The following is a 22,526-nucleotide window of genomic DNA, read 5'->3' on the forward strand; positions in this document are numbered from 1 at the left end:
CCTTGCGAAGCTCGAAACGCAGGATGTTGTTGTCGGCGGAATCGAAGCTCCACGTCTTTTCGGCATCGACATAGAATTGCCGGCCACCGACCGCAATCGTCTCGTTTTCATTCGTGTAGGTAGTCCATTGGGAAGGCAAGATAGACATAAATAAAATCCTGATTGCAGCTTTATGCGTGATTTTTTGAAATGTTAGCCAATTAACTCAGAGTATATCTAACCGCATTCTAAGATCAGTTATACTATATTCTCTTAAAACTAATCTCTGGATGCCCCAAAGTGATTGCTGAGGGACGTCGGTAGTCGAATACACGCTAATCGAAGCGGCCGTCTTGTGAAAGTGCGCCACTTATTTATTAATACAAGCCAACTCAATCCACCTAGATCCTCTCTGACGGCCTGATGGCCCGCAATACTGACGCATGAAAGCGAGCTTGATCATGGCAGCGAAGTTGATCGCGAGCTTCTCGTGTCGGGCGGCAATCGAGCGACAACCTTTCAGCCATCCGACACAGCGCTCGACCACATTGCGTCTGCGGTAGAGGTCTGGATCGAAGGCTCGTGCGCAGCCCTTGCCCATGTTGCCGCCGGTGCGGGGTGGGATCACGGGCCGGATGTGGTGTTGACGCAGAGAGTGGAAGACAGGCCGGTAGCTGTAGGCCTTGTCGCCAGCCAGGTACTTGGGCCTTGTCCGCGGGCGGTCTCTCGGGTTGGGCAGGCGAACCGCTCTCAAGGTCGTCTCGAAGACCGGCACCTCGTGCCGCTGCCCGGGCGTGAGCGAAAAGGCGAGCGGCAGGCCGACACCATCGCTCACCAGGTGGATCTTGGTGCCGGAGCCACCGCGCGAGAGGCCGAGCGCATGGTCGTCCGGCTCCTGCGGATCCCCTTTTTACGCGCTCCGGCCGCGGTGCGACTGGCCCGCACCGAGGTGCTGTCGATGCACCACAGATCCAGGTCAATCAGCCCCTCGGCATTCAGCTTGAGCCGCAGCCGATCCAGGATCATGTCGAACAGCCCTTCACGGCGCCATCGGGTCAGGCGCTCATACACGGTTTGCCAAGGGCCGTAGCGCTCAGGCAGATTGCGCCACTGCGCACTGGTACAGAGCTTCCACATCAGCCCGTTGACTACCCACCGGTGGTCGCGCCAGCGCCCGCCGCCCCGCAGGCCAGAGCGGGGCATCCGATCGGCAATCAACTCCCATTGCGCATCGCTCAGCTCGTGCCGCCGCATCGCACGTCTCCGCCTTGATCAGCCTCACCAAGGCAACAGCCGCATCCCTGCGCAGTCTCAAAGGCCGTCAGACAGGATCTAGTTGTCTGGATCCGAGACCTTCCTTGGCGGCAGCGACAACCTGCAGGGCCTGAGGGAGAGCATTGAGATCCGGCGGCTTGAAGCGCAGGTTGGTCAGTCTGGACTCACTGATCTTCCCTCGCATTGATGGACACCTCTGATATGCTCTTTGGCGAGCGGGAAGGTGTTCGATGACGAAGACGAGACGAGAAATCACACCCGAGTTCAAGCGAGAGGCCGTGGCGCTTCTGGAAAGCAGGAGACGGCCTCTGATGCAGATTGCTAGCGCATCGTGCTTGAATAAGTGGCCCCGGTTTTTCGCTGGCGCGGACCTTCGGTTTGCGCCGGGCGATGCGCTGTTCAAGAGAAGGAGCATCGGATGAGATCCCAAAAGTTGGTCCACTTTTCACGTCCGAGGCTCTAGCTGAGGGCCCCCTTCACTGCTCAGGAACCGGTGGGCCGTCGCCCATGGCGCTACGCCCAGATCCAGGACTGCTCCTGAGGCGCTGCCAGTGGGCGCGGCGCCCGCACCCTCCCCAGTTGATCAGGCGGCTGAGATTGCCCGGCTTGAGCACGCTCAGAAGGCCCTTGGCCGCGGTGCCGTCATGCGCCTGTCCCAAAAATGTCAACGTGACGAGGATCGGGCGGCCCTCGGCATCAACAAGGGCGTGGATCTTCCGTCGGGCCGCCACCAACACAGCCCCAGCATGCCCTTGCCTCATTCCCCGTCCCGCGAGGTTCGGCGTAGTGCTTCATGCTGCGCGCCCTTTCTGATGTTACTGGCGGCTCCAACAAACCCTACGTTATCATCGGCTTTCACCGCAGCACCCCTGGCGACTGCCTCGCAGGATCGAGCTCAAGCCGAGCACTCCAAACATCTAACAGACGTCAGGTCCGGGCGTGCAACCAACCGGATCGCCTGCGCTCTCAACGATTGCATCCTAGAAGGTGACCTCCGCCTCATTCGATCACCTAATCAGCCAAAGTTAGTCCGGTAACATGGTAAGCTCCTTCGCAGCGGCGGTTCAGTGTCTCTGAGAAGATGAAACCTGTGGAGTTTCAATTCTTGCTCGGCAAAACAGCTGACGGCGTGCTTCACCATTTCCAGCTCATTCGATCCTCACGCCGCGCATTTGGAGGATGTTCACGATCTCGCGAATACTCCGCAGGCGCGTTATGTCCTCGGCGGAGAGAGAAATGAGGAACTCGGATTCGAGAGCCATCGCTAGGTTGATGATCGCGAGGCTATCCCAGTTGATGATCGTATTTTGGCTGCTCTCGACCGAAAGCTCGCTGGGATCAACGTCCAAAACCGGTGCGACTGCCCGAAATAGCTTCATCACGTCTGCACCTCTCTGACCTTAATGAACTTGCATTCAACCGTGGGACCTTTCGCGAGCGAAATGCAATAGATCCGACGTTCACCCTCGAGCGTTTCCTTCAGCTCGAAACCTTTGCTTTCGTAGAAGCTCTCAACAAGCTTGTTCTTCTTGGTTGGGGTGTATTCACCGATCAGCTGAGTCGCACCTTGCGCTCTCGCGTCACGTGCGATTAGGGCGAGCATGGCGTCCTCGGCGCCACGCCCGATCACACGACAAGACATCAGGAAAGTATCGATACAGGCTGCATCTCCTTCTTTTCGAACGAGCGCTAAGCCCACTTGTCCGTTGTCGCCGAAACGGTCCACAAGTCGAAGCGTATAGGTCCGCCACAAGGGAGACTGCGCAATCTCCTTGATGAAGGTCGCGTTATGCCGCTTTGTTGTGAGGTTGAACTGATTCGTTTTTTCGAGTAGCTGAACCGAGCGTGCCAACGACGCGCCATTAATTGGCCCGATGTCGGCTACCATCTCAAGTGATGCGACAAAGTCTTCTACGTTGGCCGAGATGCTCATGGCGGCTTCACGCGCCTGATCCGCTTGATAATACACGTTGCGCTTACGATCTTCCGCGGACCGCTCCGGGCTGGCAAAAAGATCGAACTGAGCTAAAAGCCTCGGGATCTGCTCGATGACGGTTGGCATTTGGAGAACGGTCACCTGTGGCAACTCACGGCAAAGGAACTCGCATTCGGCCGGGTTATCGTCGACGAAGACGAGCGACTCGAGCCCAATGTTTATCTCGGCTGCGATCTCGCGGAGATTCGAGACTTTGTCGCTCCAATTCACTCGCTTGACCGCGAAATGGTCCCATTGCAGGATCATCTCGGGGTGTTCGTCGAAAACAGCTTTCGCGTCGGATTCGTTGTTCTTGGAGTTAAGGGCTAGGATCACACCCTGACGCCAGAGATCTAGCACCTGCTTTTGGAACGCCTGATAGATGTTTCCAGGGTAATCTCCACCGATCTTGATTCCATCCATGCCATCTTCTCCGATGATCCCTCCCCACATGGTGTTATCGAGATCAAGGACGAGACATTTCCTGCGAAAGCCGAGCCTGTTACGAACAACAGATAAATAAAGGCCGCTCCAGTCCCAAGCGTAGCGGCTGCTTCCGTGGTAACGTGCCCAGTACCAAAGCTTGGGATCGAAAGAGGCATCGCGTCCGACAAAGGCGGTGACTTGCTCACTATCCAGCATGACGACATCTGGGGTCGTGCGCGCGAAAGTCGCGAGTTCCTGATTCATCTCGTGAACCGCCGCTCTCATACCATATGCCACCATCCAATCATATTGGTGATATGGCATCCACTCAGGCGTCGTAAGAGAATTGAACGCGATTACGCCGCCAAAATTTGAGCGCAAAGCGCTGAGCGAAGTTTTTAGTTCGCTGATCGCCTGCTGGACGATCTTTTTAAGATCATCCTCCTCGCGAGCTGTGAATTCCTCAATAAATTTGGGTGATAGCTCTTCCAGCCGCAGAGAAAGAAACACGAACTCTGGACGATGAGCATACAATCCCGAGTTAATGTCCCGAAGTTCCTCGTGCACTCGGTTGAAAGGACCGAAATAGATCTCCGGCCAGAATCGCTCCAAGTGCGCTCTGACAGTGAGCGGCTGGAGAAGAGGCTCAAGTGTCGTCGTTCCTACCAGCCCGATCCGAACGACCTTTTCGGAGCGAAGCTGGGGCTGGATCTGCAACGTGCGGCAGATGAAGTTAACGTCCGTAGGCGATGGTATAGCCGAGCGTCGAATACGATCTAGTTTGGCTTCGATTTCGCTCACTTTGCTTCCCCTGCTTACTGAACTTTGACTTCATTCCGAATGAGAAGTGCGCCCGTCATGTTGTTTCGCACCGTGCCCTCCAGTACAAGAATCTTGAGCGCTGCCATCTTACCGACTACCTTTACTTTCACGTTGATCGCCCAGATAGGCCGGTGCTGTAAAATCAGTTTGCACACCCAAGCAGAACCATCCCGGCCCCGGCGCTTCGCTACCCACCACACCGATAATGAGCGAAGTCATCCACGCGCCGTGCGCATTGAACCGGCCAAACCTCGTAGTCTTTGCAAAGCCTTCGTCGAGATGAAGCGGATTGCCGTCGCTGACGATCTCAGCGAACTGCGTGATCCTAGCTTCCGTGACCGGCACCTCGATCGTTTTCTCTTCACCTTCCTGGATTTGGTCAAATTCTTCGATGATCCATTTCGTCATACGATCTCCATCAATTGTAAATCGTCCAGCCCGAAGCAGCCTTTTCAAGAAGCAGATCGTTAGCTCGTTTGGCGTCAAGAAGGTGTAACGGGATTGCGCCGATTGAACTCTTCTGCATTATGCCCCGACGAAGCAGCTCCCCCTCGAGTTGCGCGATATTCCTCTTGCAGGAAACGTCGGGATCATGGACACGGGTGCGAACCTTCAATTCTCCCGCCCCGGTCACGACTGAGACCTCTAGGGTTCCCGGCAAGTAGACACGAACTGGGAATTTCGCACCGAGTTCGTCTTCTGCGACGTGCACGAGTGTCAAGACCGATAGATCAACTCCGAGGAGGAGAACTTGTCCTCGTTGCTCGACCAACCGGCCGAGTGGCGAACTCTCGTCGAATGGCAACTCAGTCCTCCCGTGCTCTTGGGTCAGCCACTCTGCGAGGGGTCCTTGGGCACACACAGAATGCGATGGATGGAGACTTCTCTGGACGCCCGGTATTCTGCGAAATACTTCCGTCAAAAGCCCCATCTGCGAGGGTGTGCGACGCAAGTCGAATTTCTCATTAAGCAGATAGTCGCGCGTGAAACCTGTGGACGAGAAGGCGGGCATCATGATCGTGCCTTTTTCACCAACCACTTCGCGTAGGACCTCGAGGAGAGCCATCACGCCACCTTCGAGACCCTCGAACCAGTCGGAAGCGCTATGAACAAAGACAACGCCGCCTTTGACGACACCAAGACGCGTAAGTACTGCGCTCAGCTCTTCGCTCGTGAGATTGCACCGCTCGCGGCGGAGCCTTTGGTTCCGACGACGGCGAATGATCTTCTTCAGCGCATTAAGGGCTCTCCTAGGTAGGAAGTTGATGACCGCGGAGCGAACCCTTCCCGTGAAAGCCATCATTATCCCCACCCTCTCCCTTGCATCCTGCCGTTTCTTGCAAGAACGGCATCAATGAAGAACTTTGCAGCCCAATTCGGGAACCTGAAGGTCATATAGGGGCCCCACACCGGCGACGATCCGGCAAAGCTGCCTTTGAGACGCGCGAGCGGTAGTCGGACCTGGCTCTTCACGAGATAATCGATCGCTCGATCAGCGGCATCGACCCAACGCTGATCCCACGCAATATGCTCATTGTAACGACTCCAGTTGATCGCGGTCTGGGCGATGCCGGTCAAGCATCGATAGCTCGGTCCGGAGAAGTCTTTGGCGATCTCCCCCGGCAGACTTCCGTCTTCGGCCTGAATATCCCGCAGCCTCTCGAGGCTGATGCGAGATGCGGAGATGAAGCGCTCCTCGCGAAGGATCAGACCGCCCTCGAGAAGACCTGAAATGAGATAAGCAAACGTATGGAGAACCGGATTTTTTCCCTTGCTAAAAGCGCAATGCTCGAACCAACCCTGTCCATCGTGATATCGAAGGGTAAAATCCAAATTCCTTTTCGCAGAGACTAGCGCTTCCTCATATCCCCACACCTCGCCAGCCAGTGCTAACGCCCATGCAACGCGAGCATAGTAAGTATGCACAATGTTCCTATATGTGTGCCTTCTCCAAGCTCCATCATCATCCATCACGGATGAGAGCCATCGGGCACATTTGATGCCGGATTCACGGTAGCGGGAATCTCCGGTTTCTCGGAAGAGTGCGATGAGTCCGAAAAGGATCTGTCCGGAATTGAAGACGCTTGGCTTAAACTTGGTCGCAGGAGTCCAGAGGCCGGCGGGAAAAGCTCCATTATGGTCCTGAAGTGAGAGGAGCCACTTGCCCATGTCGAGCGCATGGTCGCGCAATTCTGGAGCTTGCCACTCGCGAGCAACGGCCAACATCGTGGGTGCAATGTAACCGGTGGTCTCAGGGTATGAAGCCGACCAACCACCCAATAGATGATAGACAGCCGGAACGCCCTGTCTCTGCGACTTTTCATGAGCAAATACAAGCCAATCAACGGCCGCACGTGTAGCTTCAGTCCTTAGATCCATTGATGCTCTCCATCCGGTCACGGACAAAAGATGTCCATACCTGGTGTTCTAAGAGTCGAATCCAGACTTGCCCGTAGCCACAATATATCGCGGCCCTTATTCCCCGGATGCCCCGCCACGCTGAGGCGATGACCTATTCCCAAACAAGCCTACAGCGTCGGTTGAATTCCGGAAATTGAGGTAGCATTGCGGCATTTTTCCAAAACCCAATATTGACGACGATGGCTCCCATATTTTTCAGTTGCAAGTACTGTTCCACAACCCAAGCAGATTGTTTAGCCAAACGTTGGCGCTTGAGGTGCAACAAGCACCAAAAAAGTGCTACAATTGTTTCCAATAGGATCACCAAAAAGTAGTATTCACGCATGAACATTTACTTGCGAGTGGTTGATTGCCTCATCGTTTCTGATTAAAATCCTATATAACGTACATGAAGCTAATTACAGCGTTTGTTCTGTAGATATTCCTATATGAATGCAAAAAACTTTGACTAGGGAAGCACCCTTAATTTCCGTTTAACCTTGGGTTGAAGGAGTAACGACGGCGAGGCAAATTGACCGTTCAGGCTATTCAATGCAGCTCATCGGCACCGATGCTTGAGGCAAGAGGCACATACTATCCTGCTATCTTGGGTCCTTGAATTCGGGCCAGGTGGCCGCTTGAGACCTTGGTAGGTGGTCTGCTTGGGATTATCTTGGGTCCAGACGAGATGGATGTGAACTCGAGAACATCGTGCGGAAAGCTCGAACCCTTAGGCTATCGTCGTCGAGATAGCGCATAAGCTAACCAGTCATAAAGTCTTGCAGCTACTACGACGCCGATCTGTGGTCGAAAAATTCTTAGATCGATGACACGCCACCACCTGCTAGTGCGGGACTAAGAGGAAAGGTGCGATGTCCCGAAGGCCTTCATCCACGTCACCACGAGCAGTCTCTTCCGGCACATCGCTCACTGGCCGCTCTCAAACGGATTCCGAGAATTTACATACCGCAAGCCGCCTCGGAAGAGTAATTGCGTGGCACCGCCCTGACTGTGCAGAATGGAACAGTTACTGGGCTGCCGCGGAACGTTTGAGCTTTTAATAGGTCGTGGATGACTCATCCACTTGCCTCATTGAGAATACGTACATTACTGATGGGCCCCCAAGATGAAGGTCGTAATTCTTACCCATTTCTATCCTCCGGAAATGGGAGCGGCGGCAGCACGGCTGCATGGGCTTGCCCGCTGTCTCGTTCAGTTTGGGCATGAGGTAACTGTTCTGACGGGCTTTCCCAATTATCCATCGGGTATCGTAGCCCCTGAGTACCGAAGTAAGCTTAGGGTACATGAGCAGATGGATGGAGTAGAGATCTGGCGAAGCTGGATCTATGCTTCACCACGTCGTTCTAGTATCCAGCGCCTCGCCAACTATTTTTCGGCTGTAGGATCCGCAACGATTTCAGGTTTGATGCTTGGTCGTTCGTACGACATCGTTATCGCGTCATCTCCGCCTCTCTTTATCGGCTTGGCTGGTCTTGCACTGGCGCGCCGGCGCCGTGTTCCACTGCTGCTGGACATTCGGGATATTTGGCCTGAATTGGCAGTAGAGGCCGGTGAGTTCAACTCCGACTCTGCTATCGTCCGTTGGGGGGAACGACTGGAAAGATTCCTCTATCGACGGAGCACATCTATCAGCGTCGTCACGGAGGCGAAGCGGCGCAAGCTAGCGAAAAAGGGCGTGCCGGAGGACAAGCTCACTCTTGTACCGAACGGAGTAGATCTAGAACTTCTCAACTCGCCTACCGATACTAAGCTGCGCGAGAATCTGAAGCTCGAGGGCAAATTCATCGTTGTTTACGCAGGCTTGATCGGCATCTTTCAAGGACTGCATACCGCCGTTGACGCAGCAAACCATCTAAGGGGGCACAGACATATCCACTTCCTGTTCGTTGGTGATGGCGTCAAGCGCGCCGACATTGAACGCCAAATTTTATCTCACCAACTAGAGAATATCACTTGGCTTCCAACTCAACCGCGGGAGGCTATTCCCGGAATTCTGCGGGCCTGTGACCTTGCCCTTGTGCCCTTGGTGAATGATCAGTTGCTGGATGCAGTTCCGTCGAAGCTCCTAGAAGCCTGGGGATGCCATTTGCCGGTGGTTTTAGTTGCGGGTGGTGAAGCGCGGCGACTGGTAGAGGAGGCTGGGGGCGGGGTGATTGTTCCACCTGGTGAAGCACAGCAGTTAGCTGAGGCTATCCTCAAGATCTCAAAAAAGCGGGATAGCTTGGATGCTATGAGTAAGCATGGACATCATTATGTCGCCACACAGTTCGACCGACCAATGTTAGCTCGTCAGATGGAACAAGTACTTAAAGCTATAGTGGGAAGGGCGCAGTAGTATGCTCAATGTCCTAAGCATTGACGTAGAAGAGCATTATCAGGCTCACGCCTTCGAAAACGTTATTGATCGCACTGATTGGGACAGACAGCCGAGCCGGGTCGTGGCCAACACAGAGCGAATATTGAGGCTCTTGGCGAAACACCAGGTTCGCGCGACTTTTTTTGTCTTGGGTTGGGTAGCTGATCGGCATCCAGGGTTGGTGAGGCAGATTGCGCAGGCTGGGCATGAGATTGGAACACATGGTTATTGGCATCAGTTAATTTATCGCCAGAACCAAACCGAATTCGCGGCTGATGTAAGGCATTCCATTGAGGCCATCCAACGTGTATTGCCCTCCTGGAAGCCGTTGGGGTACCGAGCTCCTGCCTTCTCAATTGTGCAAGACTCGCTCTGGGCGCTAGATGTACTTTCTGCCTTAGGTTTTCGATACGATTCGAGTATTTTCCCGCTCCTTGCTCATGATCGATATGGAATAAGCACGGCCTCTCGCTTTGGAAGTCGCCTGCCGAATGGCATGTGGGAAATACCAATAAGTACGGTCCGAGTTGCTGGCCGTAATTGGCCCGTAGCGGGGGGCGGCTATTTTCGACTATTCCCCCTGTGGTTGACCCGGTCAGCCATCCGGCACATCAACGCTGAAGGACAACCAGCAGTCATCTACCTTCACCCTTGGGAGTTTGATCCAGATCAGCCGCGCGTTGTCAATGCACCTCTCACGTCTCGGTTTCGTCACTACGTCAACCTTGATCGGACGGAGCTTCGCCTTGAATCACTTCTTTGCGAATTTCGGTTTGGATCAGTCGTGGACGTATTCGCTTCAAAATTAGGCTCGTAAGGCGGGAACCATGCGTATTGCTGTCGTAACTCAAGAAGAGCCTTTCATCCTTGCGCCTGCACTTGATCGTCTGTGTCGCGCCCGGGCGAAAGACATCGTGGCGCTGATCATACTTCCGTCGTTCAATGAGAAGCTGCTGGCAACAGCACGCCGCCTGTATGGATTTTATGGACCAGTGGATTTTGGCCGGCTCTGTATCCGTTATGGTTGGACAAGACTTGCCGACTTCGTCAATGGCTGGCGGCCCGTCACTCGAGCTTACTCGGTGGGGGATGTCGCCCGCCGCAACTCTATCCCGTTCTATCGCCCGACCAATATAGGCTCTCCTGAGTTCATCAAAACACTTAGCGAGAGAATAAGTCCGGATCTGATTGTCTCAGTGGCTGCGAGCCAGCTGTTTACGAAAGAATTGATAGATATACCCGCTCTCGGATGCATCAATGTGCATTCTTCTCCTCTTCCTCGCTACCGCGGCATGATGCCAAATTTCTGGACCCTACTTCACAATGAACCTGAGGCCGCTGTTTCGATTCACTACATGGTTGCAAAGCTTGATGCAGGAGATCTCATCATGCAGAGAAAGGTGCCGATTTTCGCAGAAGATTCCTTACAGGACCTCATGGTCCGGTCGAAATCGGTAGGAATCGAGGCGCTCCTCGAGGCGATAGATCACATCGAAGCTGGAACGGTACAAGTTGTCCCGATGGATATGGCCCAATCGAGCTACTTCTCCTTTCCAACGCGGAGCGACGCCCAGCTGCTTCGCATGCAGGGCCGCCGGCTCCTTTGAGTGCATAGTGTGCCAGATGCTTTCGGCACGGTACTTATCACTGTCGGGATAGGGCTAAGCTCGACAATAGCCGGCGAGGCAGCGCAACGAGCCTCGCTGAGCTGGACAGCAGGTGCGGCTGGCAGTGGTTGATGAGTCCCTCAGTTTCGTGAGCGCTTAGCTGATCTGCCCCCTGCGAAGGGTCGTCCCTGAAGTATGGCTTGTGAGCCGATGGAGCTGCCCCCCGGATGTGATCCACGGCCTATGCAACTTTCCGGGTCTGATAAATTTGTTGGGCGAAGGCGTTCGGGATCAAGCCGCCGAGCGCCTATGGGGTCTGGTCTCATTGTAATCTCTCCTCCAGTATTCAATCCGCTCCCGGGCATCCGTCATGGATAAGAACCACGACGCATTCAGACATTCCGCTCGCAGGCGGCTGTTGAACGCCTCGATGTAGGCATTGTCCGTAGGCGTTCCGGGTCGGGAGAAGTCAATCTCCACCCGGTTCAGATACGCCCACTGGTCCAGCATGCAACCGGCGAATTCCGGGCCATTGTCCACCCGCAGGCTCTTCGGCCGGCCGCGGTTCCGGGCGATTGCATCGAGCGCCTCCACCACCTGATACGCCCGGAAACTCACTCGCGGGACAATCGCCAGTGGCTCTCGTGTGTGGCAGTCGACCACCGTCAGGATCCGGAAGGGGCGGCCATCGAAGAGCTGGTCAGCCATGAAGTCCATTGCCCAGACCTCGTTGGGTCCACCGACCTCCGGCCGACCCTGCCGGTAGCGCCAGGCCCGCTTGCGCTTGGGTGCCTTAGGCCGGATCGACAGCCCTTCTTCGCGATAGAGACGGTAGGGGCGCTTGTGGTTCACCGGCCAGCCCTCCCGGCGCAGCAGAATGTGCAGCCGGCAGTAGCCGTAGCGCACCCGCGCCGCGGCCAGCTCCTTGAGCCGCATGCGCAGCTCGATCTGCGGATCAGCCCGCTTGCGGTAGCGCTGCGATGAGCGGCGAAAACCAGTGGCCGAGCATGCCCGCCGTTCGCTGATGCCATAGGCCGTCTGCAGATGGCCTGCGACCTCACGCCGAACGACGGGCTTCACCACTTTCTTTTGAGCACGTCCTGCAGCATGGTCTTGTCGAGGGTGAGATCCGCCACGAGCTTCTTGAGCCGGGCGTTCTCGTCCTCGAGCTGCTTGAGGCGGCGGATCTCGGCCACGCCCATGCCGGCGAACTGTTTCTTCCACCTGTAAAAGGTCGGCTCGGTGATGCCCATCTTGCGGATCACCTCGGCCACCGGCGTGCCGCTCTCGGCCTGCCACAGAGCAAAGGCGATCGGCTCTTCCGTGTAGCGCGTCTTCTTCATGGCACTGACCCTCCTCAAGGATCAAAATGCCCGAAAAAGTTGTCCTCGACATGGACCAGTTTGACGGGGCAGGACCACATCAGGCCATCCCAGTAGCCCGAGGAAATCTCCCCGTATGGAAAGTTCGGCACGCCGCAGACGACTGTCACGGTGACTCCAGCGGCAGCCCAGCCCCGTGCATTCTCGGACATGCGCACTGACAGCGTCCTCGCCGAAAGAGGATAGTAATGGCTTAGACAACGCACATGTACACCCGGGATCTCCGCTCTGAAGAGATGTGAAGGCTCAAGTGCTGATCCGCACAGCGAACCGGCCAAAAGCCCTACACGCCAAAATACTCCTTGATATGACGGCAAATGCGCTCCGCCGCCCTGCCGTCCCCGTAGGGTGACACCCCAAGCGCCATGGAGCGGTACGCCTCCGGATCGTCGAGAAGACGGGAGACCTCCGTAATGATTTGGGCGCGATTCGAGCCCACGAGCCGTGCGAGGCCCAAATCGACCGCCTCCGGCCGCTCGGTTTCGTTCCGCATGACGAGTACGGGTTTTGCAAGCGCAGGGCCCTCCTCCTGCAATCCGCCGCTGTCAGTAAGAACTATATCGCACCGAGTGAGTACGCTAACAAGTTCCGGATAATCCAGAGGCTGACACAGATGGACACGAGGCTGTTTGCCCAGCATCGTCTCGGCCAGCGACCGAACATTCGGGTTGGGGTGCACCGGATAGATAAACTCGAGATCCTGATAGGAAAGGCTCAGGTCGATGATAGCTTGGAACATCTCGCGCATGGGCTCACCCATGTTTTCGCGGCGATGAGCAGTAACAAGAACAAGGCGCGATTTACTGGAAAGAGAGAAAGGTAACGGCGGCGCCCGCTGTGACATCCAATAGAGCGCGTCGATACCAGTATTGCCGGTCACGAAGGCTTTGGCGTCCGCAATGCCATCTCGCAAGAGATTGGCTTTCGCCTTCGTTGTCGGAGCGAAATGCAGTGTGCCGAGCATTCCTGCAACCCTCCGGTTGAATTCCTCGGGGAACGGCAGGTGAATATCAGACGTCCGCAGGCCCGCCTCTACGTGCCCGAAGGGAATATTCTGATAGAAGCACGAGACCGCTGCAACCATAACCGAGGTCGTGTCACCCTGCGCCAGAAGCATGTCCGGTCGCAACTCGTTTAGGTACGACTCCAATCGTTCGAAGATGCGCGCTGTAAGTGAGCAGAGGGATTGCCCCTCCGTCATAACGTGCAGGTTACTGTGTGGCTTCACACCGAAGGTCGCCAGTGACTGCTCGAGTAACTCCCGATGCTGGCCTGTAGCGATGATGATTGTCTCCGCCCATGGCGACTCCTGCAAGTTCAAGATTACCGGAGCCATCTTGATTGCTTCGGGACGTGTTCCGATGATGCAGAGAATCCTTTTTTTCGAAGCCAAGATTTCTATTCCTCAAGGTCCGTTACAAGCCAATCGCAGCTTCACCACGGGCAAGATAACCACTATGCATTACTTATATGGCTGGAAACTTGAAGCAAAAGTGGAAATAAGCATAAAGCGATCCTAGTTTAGGTTTGTTGTTGCCCCGAAAGATCGGACAGGATCTCCCGAGTTGACGTGAGGCGATGAACTCACGCGGGGAACGATAACCGAGTGCCGTGTGCGGGTGAAGGCTGTTGTAGTGCTCGATCCATAAGGGAAGGCTCTCCAGCACGGTCCGCGCATCCGGAAGCGGGCTCACTCGGACGTAATCGCGCTTGATCGTGCGCACGACGAAGGCTTCGGCCATGCGGTTGCTTTGCGGGCTCTGCACCGGCGTGGGCCTGGGCTCCAGGCCGATCTCCCGCGCTGGGCTCTTGGTCTCATCGGCGACATACTCGGACCCTTAGCACGTTGCGAAGCAGCGCGGCGGAGCTGGCCTGGGTTGCGCAGCCGCGCTGCGTGGGGTGGTCATGGCCGACCAGCAGGTCTCACAGTGATGTCGCCGCACACACGCAGGTGACTGACCGACGATACCAAGGACATCCTATCCTCCATGTCATGACGATCTTGGCGGAGGCAGGTATCTGCGCCGCTTCGGGCACCACTGCCAGTTCCTGAAGTTCTGTGGCCTTGACTTGGCCACCTGCAAGTCTGGCACCTTCCGCGGCCGCACCAAGCTATCGAAGCACGGCAATGCTCGTCTGCGGCGGGTGTTATGGATGGCTGCCAAAGTGGCAGCCCGCCAGCGCGACAACAGCTTTCGGGATAAACTCAACCGCTACGCCAAGCGCAATCGCCACGATGCCGATCTGCGCCAGAAGGCCATAACAGCGTTGACCGCCAAGATGGCCCGTGTGGTGCATGCGGCGATCAAAGGCGGAACAGAATACCGGCCGCTCTTCGAGCTTCCGGTGTCAAGTGGAAGGAGTTCTCTCTGTACGGGCCGTGAGGACACGTGAGCGACGCTGTAGATTATGTTTGGGCCTTCCTTGGGGGGTGCCTCGCATTGAGGATGGTGAGGATCACGGCGATGGCCGCTGGATCCCGAGTTTGCTACGGAAAAGAACAATCCCGTCGACGGTGGAAGCCACTTGGCTCAGCCTGATGCTAACGCCGATCCCAACTCATCGGCGTGCTGAGATCTGCTGGCCCGGCGCCGCTGCTAATTCCCCACATTAGACGTAGCACCAACACTACTCCTATCTCTTAAACGAGGTGTGAGATGGTGTTCAGTCTATTCAGGGACTACTTCAGCTTCCCTTTTCTACACTCCGCCATTCTCTCGAAATCTGCCTCACTTTTCGAGCCTAGGGGCCCTTCACAATCTTCAATTACGCTATCTTACGTTGAGACAGTGGCTGCGTCGGATTGAGTCTTGCAAATCAAGCACTCTTGTCGATTGGGGAGCTCGCAACCTCACAGCTTTCTGATCTTTGAGCCAACTGGCGTCCGGACTCATTACAGCGCTCGGAATGTGCGTTTCCCCAAGGACTCCAGAGCCGGAACCGCCATCGGGCGCGTCTTTCTCGATCGGCAATGCTGCAGGTCATGAAGCCTGCCTCTTCGAGAGCATGTTTTGCTCGAGAGTCGTCTGCATCAATTCGGACCAAGATCGTCTCAATATCCGGCAGTGCGGCTGCATCCTGTAACCTCTGTGCGACGGAGCAGTTTTGCAGGAAGCGATCACGTGCTGTTGGGTGCGTGTAGCTGTTCCAGAGCAGGCATGCATGTTTCGGCGGCGCGATACGATCCTCCGAATTGATTTCAACACTGCTCTTAAGATTGCTGAGCCAGGCGCAATGAAGCAACACACCGCCTTCTGCGAAGGTATAGACGCGGGCGCCGGCCTGCAGCCACTCGATGGAATCGAGAAAGAACTGTGTCCTGCTAGGATCAGCCACGCCCAACGGCTGGTAGAGCAAAAGATCAGCAATGCAATTGACATTGAGCCTCGGCGAAATGTCGCTATGTCGCACCTCTTTCGGGGAGATGGCGTAAATATTATACTCATGGTGTCGAAGCAGCTTATGAAAAGCTGTCCGGGTCACGTGGGACAAGAAAGTCCAGACACCCGTGTTCGCAATCCGCCTTGCGCGTTTCGCGATTGTATGACGTCTTCCGCCAAATGCTTTAGCTAAAACTCCATGTAGACGAGCCTTCCCAATGGCACGGACGAAGGCAGCCCGATTGAAATAAATCTCGAGGGTGTAGACCTGATCCGCATGATCGGCGAAGCGATCCTTGTAAATCCCTCCGGGTGTCAGATCGAGTTCCCGGAAACCTTGTCTGCCGAGTTCACTAGCAAGGAGCAGGATCAACAGCTTTCCGGGAGAATGTTCCGCTAGGAATGGTGAATGGGCAATGATGCCGAGCAGAACCGTGCTGCGGTCAATCGGACCGATATGTGCGGCAATCACTGAATCTCCGAGCATAAGCGCTGATGCATGCACCAGCCCGGGTTTTTCAATTAGCCGCAGCCAGAACTCTTTCTTGCAGGGATCCTCCCGGAAGGGGAGAAGAGAGTTGATAGCGCCTTGGCGCAGATCGCAGTATTCGGCGACCGTAGGAAGAATGCTCTCGAGTTCTTCGCGGGTGTTCAACTGCACCAGACGAAAGGTAGCTATTCTCTGAAGCCGGTGAATGCGGCTCTTGTTGCTCTTCTTACGCAGGGATTCCTCGGCGCGGCTATTGGGACCGAGCGCCAAGAGAGGGCGTTTCTGTTCGCGCAGGATTACTCGCGATTCCCACGCGCTTCCCGCGCCGCACCAGTCGATCGGAGATCCTGGTGGGAGGTATTTGAATTTTAACCGCTGCCCCGGATAATTGCGGCCAAGCGCGGCCAGAGCCTCCTCGATGAACGAATTTCCGTGTGTCTCGTACGCTAGCCATGCCTGATATTCAGCTTGGCCGGAGCCGATATGAACGATGGCACCTGTGTTCCTCTGGATCGCAAGCGGCAGGAGTCCGATGAGTCCGTTGGCCTCGTCGCGCTGGATTACCAAGAGCGGTTCATAAGTTTCGCGATAGACGGAGAGCCAAGTTTCGGCGTATTCCCAGGATTGCCATATGGTGCTCCAAGGGCACGCCGCAGCGAGTTCCGACCAAGCCTGACGAAATCCGGCATTCTGAAGTAGCGTGTCGGCACTGGTTCCTCGGACAATCTCCGTCTTGGCAGGATTAATCGCAGTTCCTGAAGAATCCATGATACTCGCACCTCTAAGGCCAGAGCCTAACTTATGCGACTCATACGAGATAATATTATATCCGGATTAGCTTTCAATACTTTGCTAAAGTGCTAGAGCCGCATGACTGCCGATACCCGGGTTATTGTAAGCCCTCCGTGTGTACTCCCTGATGAAGTCTGATTTGGAGCTCGAAGGCGCGAGGAAAAATGGAGTATAGCCCCAATGCGTCGGCTGATCAGGGCGCGAGTTTCCTATGCTGTCGCTTGAATATGGCGATCTGAATCAGCGATTACCTGTGAGGAGTTGTGGATGCAGAGTTATGAAAAATCGCCCTATTTTGACGGGCGACTGCGACCCGGAATCAAGCGACTGTGGCAGCAATTCTATCCGAACAACTATACTGATGCCTTTGAGCGGCACGTTGCCTCACTCGTGAAGCCGGACATGAAAGTGCTGGAGATCGGGGCCGGATCCGGCTCGGGTCTCCAGAATGTGTTTGCACTCAAAGCACACTGCGCGTTCTATGCCGGGGTGGATCTCGATCCGCGCGTTCTTGATAATCCTTATCTTGATTATGCTCAGGTGGCCGATGCCTCGCGCCTTCCTTTCAAGGACGCAGCCTTCGATCTCGTCTTCCACAAGATGGTGGCGGAGCACCTTGAGGATCCGCAAGCCGCGTTAATAGAGACGGCTCGGGTGCTCAAGACCGGCGGTCAGTTGATATTCGAGACGCCAAGCCGGTTCTACTATCCCATGCTCATCGCCCGCGTTACGCCGACCTGGTTTCACCGTTTCTACGTTCGCTACTTCGCATCGGGCCGAACGGAAAACGAAGTCTTTCCGACCTATTATCGTCTCAATGACCGCAGGACCATTGAGATGCTCTGTCGTGAGGTGGGACTAGAGCCCACGATCACCTTTCACTCGACTCCGCCCGGCTATCTGCGCTTCAGCGTCGTCACTTTCCTCTTGGGTGTGTTTTACGAGCGGTCCCTCGAACGCCGGTTCCCGGCTCTGCGTGCTAGAATTTGGGTCTCGGCTCAGAAGACAGCTTGAATGAAAGCATCGATCCAGGGTCTATGAAACGGCATTTCGCCGGATGCGTTGCTTCAGCATTCCCCAGTAAACCTCAATGACCCTTGCTGCGACAAGAGGTTCGGCAAGCGATGCTACCTTGCCCCGACCATTAGAACGACACCCGGACTGAAAGACCTGGCGCAATCCCTCGGCGAGCGCCGCCGGATCAGATGAGCATATGGCGCCGGGCACGACGCCGTTGAGCTGGTCGCGCACATCTCCTACATCGGTGCAGACTATCGGGAGGTTGCAGGCCAAAGCTTCCTTCACGACTGTCGGCGAGCCCTCATGGATCGAGGTCAGTAGCAGCACGTCGGCCGCGCACATATAGAGCGGGATGTCCTCTGGCTTTAGGCCGCTTGCTGTTTTCAGGCTTACAGGAATCGTGTCTTCAAGTTGCCTGACAGCCTCTTGCGCTAGAGAGAACCGCTTCACCGGATTCGCAAGATCAAGCGCTGCAAAAAGCACGACGAACGAGTCCTGAGGCCACCCAAGTTGGTCACGTGCCTGTTCCCTGGGCGTCACGGCGAAGCGGTCAAGGTCAACGCCCAAGGGAATCACGTGATATCGTTTGCGCGGCAGGCGCTGGCCTAGATGAGGGGAGACCACGATTACCTCATCCACGAGAAGCGACATCAGCCGGCTGATGAAAGAGACGAAGCGACCTTTCAACGAGTATTGACCATTGCTTCCGACAATTCCCATCACATCGCTACCATGATAGGTAACTACCACCGGAACTAAACGCTGGAGCCTCGCGATCATGGAAGCGTGCCCGAAATGGGCGTGTACGATATCGTATGTTTTGGAGCGCAATTGCGCGCGCATGTGCTTCCATGCGCGGAAATGATTCATCGGACTTGCGCGGCTGACAAAATGGATGACATCAATCTCGACCCTAGCCTTAGATAAGGCCTCCACATGGCGTACCAAAAAAGCGGCCGCCCCGGGTCGGTCTGGAGTGGGATACTCAGTCGTGAGAAGAAGAACTCTAATCCTGGCCGGCTTTTCCTCACGAGCGGGAAATAGCGAGGAATCGCACTCGGGATCAAGGCTAACAAGCGGGTGCTCCAATCGTTCTCTCCATGCTTGTTTGAGCCAATTATCCAGGCTCCGCCAGGATAATTCAATGGTGCTTCTTGGCCAGCTTCAGTTCTGATCGTTCCGGCAATTCTACGACTCAGCCGATCAAACAACGGTGGGCAAGAGCGCACTCATAGTGTTTACTCTAATTGGCGTGGTTGTCGGTTCACCGCAGACTAATAAGTCTTCGCTTAGACTGGTTTGTTGCTGCTGGGCCAAATGCGGGCACAGGCTCGTACGCACCGCCTGCGCCAGGATCTTGAACGACTGGTCCTGACCCGTCAAACTGGCCTATGTCGAGGATAACTTTTTCGGGCATCCGGCTCACAAGCCATACTTCAGGGAGGCCCCCTTCTCAGAGGACAGACCACGGCAACGACCAGGCTCGGGTCTCATTCATCACAGTGATTGAGGAGGACTTGGCGGATTCAAACGGTCGTCGCAACACGGAATCTGTTGATTTACCGCAGCCATTCGTCAAGTGCCTCTGCGGGCGTTTTCCAGCCCAGCGTCTTTCTCGGCCTTGAGTTGAGGGCGGCTGCCACGGCGGCGATCTCCTCGGCGCTGTGCACACTCAGATCAGTGCCTTTCGGGAAGTATGACGCAGCAGTCCGTTGGTGTTCTCGTTGGTGCCGCGCTGCCATGGGCTTTGCGGATCGCAGAAGTAGACCTGGACGCCCGCATCGATCTTGAGACGAGCATGCTGGGCCATTTCGCTCCCTGATCCCAGGTCATCGATCGGCGCAACTCTTCGGGTAAGGTGATGATGGCGCGCGCGATCGCGTTGCGCACAGCCTCGGCCCCATGGCCAGCAAGTGCAGGCCCGTTCTTTATGCGCGGCGCATCGCCGTGGCCCGCCAAGCCGGGAAGATGCAGCAGCATCGTGAAGCGGGTTGTGCGCTCGACCAGTGTGCCGATCGCTGAGCTGCCCAAGCCCAGGATGAGGTCTCCTTCCCAGTGGCCTGGCACCGCCCGATCGGCCGCTTCGGCAGGACGCTGGCTGATCATGATCTCGGGCGAGACAAAACTCTTGCCGCGCCTGCGTACACGCGCCCTCGGCACCCGCAACACCCGCCCTGTTCGCAAGCACGCCGTGAGTTCGCGGCACAGCGCCCCCCGGCCTTGGACGAAAAGTGCCTGATAGATGGCTTCGTGGCTGATGCGCATTGTCTTGTCGTCCGGAAAGTCGATCGGCAAGCGCCGGGCAATCTGTTCCGAGCTCCAGGCCCTAGCCCAGCGCCAATCCTGTCGCTGGCCATGCGGGCGACCCTTCCAGGCTGCGGCAGGACCGGGAATGGGAACGCCGCTCGGAGCGACGACGATCCCAGCCAATCTCTCCTCCACATAAGTGCGCAAGGTCGCGTTGAGGACAAACTTTGTTGGCTTTGGGCGGCGGGCCGATCGCTCGGCATGCCACTGGGCGGTCGTCGCGCGATACTCCGGCCCACCGCTGCAGGTGGCTGCGTTGCGCCGCAGCTCACGGGAGATCGTCGAGGCGGATCGACCGAGCCGGCTCCGATCTCCTGCATGGAATGGCCCTGGACCTGCAGAAGCGCAATTTCCTCACGCTCCAGTAACGACAGGTACCGCCCGGAGAGCGGCTTTGCTGAGGATCTGAACATCGCTGGGGGCATGCCACCTGCCTTTCGGAACCATCTGGTTCCAACAGGCTGCGACACACCTGCCTCGACCGCAGCATCCTCGCTGCTCATTCCCGCTGCGATTACTGACCAGAACCGACTCCGTTCGTCACGTCCTGCCACAGGTGGCCGGCCCGGTGACGGTAACGGCGCTCGTCCAGACCGATCCGACCGCCGCTTTCGAATGCTCATCGCAACCTCCTCCTTCAGGGTGTTGCGACGACCGTTTGAATCCGCCCAGTACTGCTCAGCGGCCTATGTCCGGCAGTTGGCTGCGTTGGGCGCAAAGGCATCGACGAGCCGAACAGGTTGCTGTTATGACAATGCCCCTATGGAGTCGTTCTTCCATTGCTTGAAGGTGGAGTTAGTCCATCAGCGCTGTTGGGCCACCGCGAGCAGGCCCAGCGGGATCTGTTCGGCTATTTGAGGGCTATTACAATCGACAGCGCATCCACTCGGCGCTCTGGTAACTCACGCCCGAGCAGGCCGAGCAGGCCGAGCAGAAAGCGGGCTAACGCAGTGTCTACTCAATCGGGGGAAGATCGCTGCTCAGGTCCATCTAAGGTGGTGACAATGTTAGAGCCCGGTTGCGCTCGGCCCAGGTCAGGGCAACCCAGAGAATAACTTCGCCGACGACCTGGACAACGGCCGACCAAGTTACAATGGCGAGGGGACTGGCTGCCGGAAACAAAAACGGGAGGGTAGTTGCCCCAACACGCCCCAGATTAACCATTAGCGCAATGCGCAGCAAGTTATGCCGCTGCGCCCGGATGTTGTAGAGGCCGATCGAGGCGGTAATGATCAGACCTCCGAAATAGATTAGGAAGAATGGACCCGCCATCGCAAGCCGTTGGCCATAGATCCAATGTATGATACCGGCAACCGGCAACGTCACAGCAATGAAGAGCACGGCGAAGAGCGTCACGACAGTGTTGAACGATCCATTCCCGAGGCCGAACACATTCACCTCGTTCAAATCTCGGTAGAGGACCTGCGGCAAAACATAGTTGCGGATGGTGGCGATCAGGATATCGATTGGGGCCATGAAAATCAGCGCCACGCCGAAGGCTGATGTCGCAAGATCCTCGCCGCGATAGTGCAGCAGACTCTGTGTGATCACCGGCAAGGCACTGTACAGCGCGGCTGATGTGAACATCAGCGGTGATACGACAAGCAAGGGGCGCACGCTGCTCACCTTCAGCATCGGCCAGAGATTGCGCATGGCCGTGGTCAACGTGGCGAAATGGATCGGCAATTGCGCGACCACGTGCACAGCAAGTATGATCAAGATCCAGCTATTGAACAGCACTGCGATACTGCCGGCGCCGACGCGGGTTATCGCAAGAACACTATTCATCCATGTGAGACGCGTGAACCGGCGCTCATATTGCTCGACAACTCGTGTCGCTGACCAAAACGCCACCCCGGCCGCCGCGGCAACGATCATCAGATTGACATTAGGGCCGAAGAGGGCTGTTCCGATCAGGAAGGACAGGAAGGCCGTCATGAACAATGCGGCCTTGGCAAAGATATTGATCGCAATATAGCTGCTGTCCCTGCGCTCGAAAGAAAGCTTGAGAGCGCTCTGGTCCAGGCCGAAAGCAAAAAGAGTGGCGAGCACGTTGATCCAGCTATTAGTGAGCGACAGCCGCGCGAACGTACCCGGGTCGAGTCTCAAGGAGGCAAACACGATGACAATGAAGAATGACAAGTTTAGCAGGATCTGGGATGTGAAAACGCCAGCCTGCTCCCGCGCCTCGGATGATCCGTAGATTTTACGTGCCACATCCAACATCGTTGTCAGCCCTACCCAAGTGGGACGGCACAACACGCCCATATCGCACAAACCGAGGACTGCCCGAT

17 protein-coding genes and 7 pseudogenes are annotated in these 22,526 nt (G+C 56.1%); 7 read left to right on the forward strand and 17 right to left on the reverse strand.

All coding sequences use genetic code 11. The features are described 5' to 3' along the window. Positions 1 to 349 precede the first annotated feature (349 nt). Positions 350 to 1,233 (reverse strand): IS5 family transposase gene (locus AA309_RS32945; RefSeq protein WP_244470298.1). Its coding sequence is split into 2 segments (ribosomal slippage): positions 350 to 882 and positions 882 to 1,233, totalling 885 coding nucleotides; the frame shifts between segments, so codons are not numbered across the junction. Positions 1,234 to 1,311: 78 nt separating this feature from the next. Continuing rightward, a pseudogene (locus AA309_RS37595) lies at positions 1,312 to 1,414 on the reverse strand (IS481 family transposase); the annotation flags it as partial. A gap of 70 nt (positions 1,415 to 1,484) precedes the next feature. Between AA309_RS37595 and AA309_RS37600 the strand changes: the two are divergent. Continuing rightward, a pseudogene (locus AA309_RS37600) lies at positions 1,485 to 1,622 on the forward strand (transposase); the annotation flags it as partial. Positions 1,623 to 1,730: 108 nt separating this feature from the next. On the opposite strand, the gene AA309_RS37605 reads toward AA309_RS37600, so the two are convergent. The 7 genes from AA309_RS37605 to AA309_RS08335 all read right to left on the reverse strand — a co-directional run bounded on the left by AA309_RS37605 (position 1,731) and on the right by AA309_RS08335 (position 7,223). After that, on the reverse strand, positions 1,731 to 1,985 hold the full coding sequence (locus AA309_RS37605) for a hypothetical protein (RefSeq protein WP_150117442.1): 255 nt from the start codon (positions 1,983 to 1,985) through the stop codon (positions 1,731 to 1,733). Positions 1,986 to 2,402: 417 nt separating this feature from the next. Next, positions 2,403 to 2,633, reverse strand: coding sequence for an acyl carrier protein (locus AA309_RS08310; protein WP_047188553.1), 231 nt, complete (start codon positions 2,631 to 2,633; stop codon positions 2,403 to 2,405). Next, the gene (locus tag AA309_RS31785) at positions 2,633 to 4,456 is read right to left on the reverse strand and encodes an HAD-IIIC family phosphatase (protein WP_052954550.1); all 1,824 of its coding nucleotides are present in this window, start codon (positions 4,454 to 4,456) and stop codon (positions 2,633 to 2,635) included. The genes AA309_RS08310 and AA309_RS31785 overlap by 1 nt, the downstream gene beginning before the upstream one ends. 108 nt (positions 4,457 to 4,564) lie before the next feature. Then, positions 4,565 to 4,885: a MaoC/PaaZ C-terminal domain-containing protein gene (locus AA309_RS08320; RefSeq protein ID WP_052954553.1), complete on the reverse strand. Its 321-nt coding sequence runs from the start codon at positions 4,883 to 4,885 to the stop codon at positions 4,565 to 4,567. 10 nt (positions 4,886 to 4,895) lie between these two features. Further along, entirely contained in the window at positions 4,896 to 5,780 is an 885-nt protein-coding gene (locus tag AA309_RS08325) for an AAC(3) family N-acetyltransferase (RefSeq protein ID WP_047188554.1), read from the reverse strand. Further along, complete coding sequence (locus AA309_RS08330; protein ID WP_150117443.1) at positions 5,780 to 6,856, reverse strand: prenyltransferase/squalene oxidase repeat-containing protein; 1,077 nt, start codon at positions 6,854 to 6,856, stop codon at positions 5,780 to 5,782. The genes AA309_RS08325 and AA309_RS08330 overlap by 1 nt, the downstream gene beginning before the upstream one ends. 133 nt (positions 6,857 to 6,989) lie before the next feature. Further along, positions 6,990 to 7,223, reverse strand: a complete 234-nt coding sequence (locus tag AA309_RS08335) for a hypothetical protein (protein ID WP_150117444.1) — start codon at positions 7,221 to 7,223, stop codon at positions 6,990 to 6,992. Between the two features lie 780 nt (positions 7,224 to 8,003). Between AA309_RS08335 and AA309_RS08340 the strand changes: the two genes are divergently transcribed. From AA309_RS08340 to AA309_RS31790, 3 genes are read left to right on the forward strand one after another with little or no spacing between them, the layout of a single operon-like run. Then, complete coding sequence (locus AA309_RS08340; protein ID WP_047188556.1) at positions 8,004 to 9,233, forward strand: glycosyltransferase family 4 protein; 1,230 nt, start codon at positions 8,004 to 8,006, stop codon at positions 9,231 to 9,233. A gap of 1 nt (position 9,234) precedes the next feature. Next, a complete protein-coding gene (locus AA309_RS37610) occupies positions 9,235 to 10,071 on the forward strand; it encodes an XrtA system polysaccharide deacetylase (RefSeq protein WP_084730990.1) in 837 nt (278 codons plus the stop codon). Positions 10,072 to 10,081: 10 nt separating this feature from the next. Continuing rightward, positions 10,082 to 10,861 (forward strand): methionyl-tRNA formyltransferase, encoded by a 780-nt coding sequence (locus AA309_RS31790; RefSeq protein WP_052954559.1) that lies wholly within the window; start codon positions 10,082 to 10,084, stop codon positions 10,859 to 10,861. A 241-nt stretch (positions 10,862 to 11,102) separates the two neighbouring features. Here the strand turns inward: AA309_RS31790 and AA309_RS08350 are convergent. From AA309_RS08350 to AA309_RS31795, 4 genes and pseudogenes are all read right to left on the reverse strand, one after another. After that, a pseudogene (locus tag AA309_RS08350) lies at positions 11,103 to 12,204 on the reverse strand (IS3 family transposase). A gap of 14 nt (positions 12,205 to 12,218) precedes the next feature. Continuing rightward, on the reverse strand, positions 12,219 to 12,395 hold the full coding sequence (locus tag AA309_RS35115) for a hypothetical protein (protein WP_160310421.1): 177 nt from the start codon (positions 12,393 to 12,395) through the stop codon (positions 12,219 to 12,221). A gap of 131 nt (positions 12,396 to 12,526) precedes the next feature. Next, on the reverse strand, positions 12,527 to 13,636 hold the full coding sequence (gene wecB / locus AA309_RS08360) for a non-hydrolyzing UDP-N-acetylglucosamine 2-epimerase (RefSeq protein WP_047188558.1): 1,110 nt from the start codon (positions 13,634 to 13,636) through the stop codon (positions 12,527 to 12,529). 178 nt (positions 13,637 to 13,814) lie between these two features. Further along, a pseudogene (locus AA309_RS31795) lies at positions 13,815 to 14,081 on the reverse strand (integrase core domain-containing protein); the annotation flags it as partial. A 155-nt stretch (positions 14,082 to 14,236) separates the two neighbouring features. Between AA309_RS31795 and AA309_RS08370 the strand changes: the two are divergent. Further along, positions 14,237 to 14,637 (forward strand): annotated as a pseudogene (locus AA309_RS08370) (transposase); the annotation flags it as partial. 423 nt (positions 14,638 to 15,060) lie between these two features. On the opposite strand, the gene AA309_RS08375 reads toward AA309_RS08370, so the two are convergent. After that, positions 15,061 to 16,881, reverse strand: coding sequence for a GNAT family N-acetyltransferase (locus AA309_RS08375; RefSeq protein ID WP_047188560.1), 1,821 nt, complete (start codon positions 16,879 to 16,881; stop codon positions 15,061 to 15,063). Between the two features lie 291 nt (positions 16,882 to 17,172). On the opposite strand from AA309_RS08375, the gene AA309_RS31800 reads away from it, so the two are divergent. Then, positions 17,173 to 17,919: a class I SAM-dependent methyltransferase gene (locus AA309_RS31800; RefSeq protein WP_052954564.1), complete on the forward strand. Its 747-nt coding sequence runs from the start codon at positions 17,173 to 17,175 to the stop codon at positions 17,917 to 17,919. Positions 17,920 to 17,940: 21 nt separating this feature from the next. Here AA309_RS31800 and AA309_RS36350 read toward each other — a convergent pair whose 3' ends face one another. Further along, positions 17,941 to 19,014, reverse strand: coding sequence for a glycosyltransferase (locus AA309_RS36350; protein WP_052954566.1), 1,074 nt, complete (start codon positions 19,012 to 19,014; stop codon positions 17,941 to 17,943). Positions 19,015 to 19,484: 470 nt separating this feature from the next. Next, positions 19,485 to 20,855 (reverse strand): annotated as a pseudogene (locus AA309_RS08390) (IS30 family transposase). A 43-nt stretch (positions 20,856 to 20,898) separates the two neighbouring features. Between AA309_RS08390 and AA309_RS32955 the strand changes: the two are divergent. Beyond that, positions 20,899 to 21,133, forward strand: a pseudogene (locus tag AA309_RS32955) (IS3 family transposase); the annotation flags it as partial. 89 nt (positions 21,134 to 21,222) lie between these two features. On the opposite strand, the gene AA309_RS08395 reads toward AA309_RS32955, so the two are convergent. Further along, positions 21,223 to 22,449, reverse strand: a complete 1,227-nt coding sequence (locus tag AA309_RS08395) for a hypothetical protein (protein ID WP_150117447.1) — start codon at positions 22,447 to 22,449, stop codon at positions 21,223 to 21,225. Positions 22,450 to 22,526 lie beyond the last annotated feature (77 nt).

The sequence above is a fragment of the Microvirga vignae genome (genome assembly GCF_001017175.1).
GTDB lineage: Bacteria > Pseudomonadota > Alphaproteobacteria > Rhizobiales > Beijerinckiaceae > Microvirga > Microvirga vignae.

What these genes read in the sequence shown, in the direction of transcription:
- AA309_RS08310 (WP_047188553.1), bottom strand. Translation starts at nt 2,633, where the DNA reads ATGAAGCTATTTCGGGCAGTCGCACCGGTTTTGGACGTTGATCCCAGC.
- AA309_RS08320 (WP_052954553.1), bottom strand. Translation starts at nt 4,885, where the DNA reads ATGACGAAATGGATCATCGAAGAATTTGACCAAATCCAGGAAGGTGAA.
- AA309_RS08325 (WP_047188554.1), bottom strand. Translation starts at nt 5,780, where the DNA reads ATGATGGCTTTCACGGGAAGGGTTCGCTCCGCGGTCATCAACTTCCTA.
- AA309_RS08330 (WP_150117443.1), bottom strand. Translation starts at nt 6,856, where the DNA reads ATGGATCTAAGGACTGAAGCTACACGTGCGGCCGTTGATTGGCTTGTA.
- AA309_RS08335 (WP_150117444.1), bottom strand. Translation starts at nt 7,223, where the DNA reads ATGCGTGAATACTACTTTTTGGTGATCCTATTGGAAACAATTGTAGCA.
- AA309_RS08340 (WP_047188556.1), top strand. Translation starts at nt 8,004, where the DNA reads ATGAAGGTCGTAATTCTTACCCATTTCTATCCTCCGGAAATGGGAGCG.
- AA309_RS37610 (WP_084730990.1), top strand. Translation starts at nt 9,235, where the DNA reads ATGCTCAATGTCCTAAGCATTGACGTAGAAGAGCATTATCAGGCTCAC.
- AA309_RS31790 (WP_052954559.1), top strand. Translation starts at nt 10,082, where the DNA reads ATGCGTATTGCTGTCGTAACTCAAGAAGAGCCTTTCATCCTTGCGCCT.
- AA309_RS35115 (WP_160310421.1), bottom strand. Translation starts at nt 12,395, where the DNA reads ATGTCCGAGAATGCACGGGGCTGGGCTGCCGCTGGAGTCACCGTGACA.
- AA309_RS08375 (WP_047188560.1), bottom strand. Translation starts at nt 16,881, where the DNA reads ATGGATTCTTCAGGAACTGCGATTAATCCTGCCAAGACGGAGATTGTC.
- AA309_RS31800 (WP_052954564.1), top strand. Translation starts at nt 17,173, where the DNA reads ATGCAGAGTTATGAAAAATCGCCCTATTTTGACGGGCGACTGCGACCC.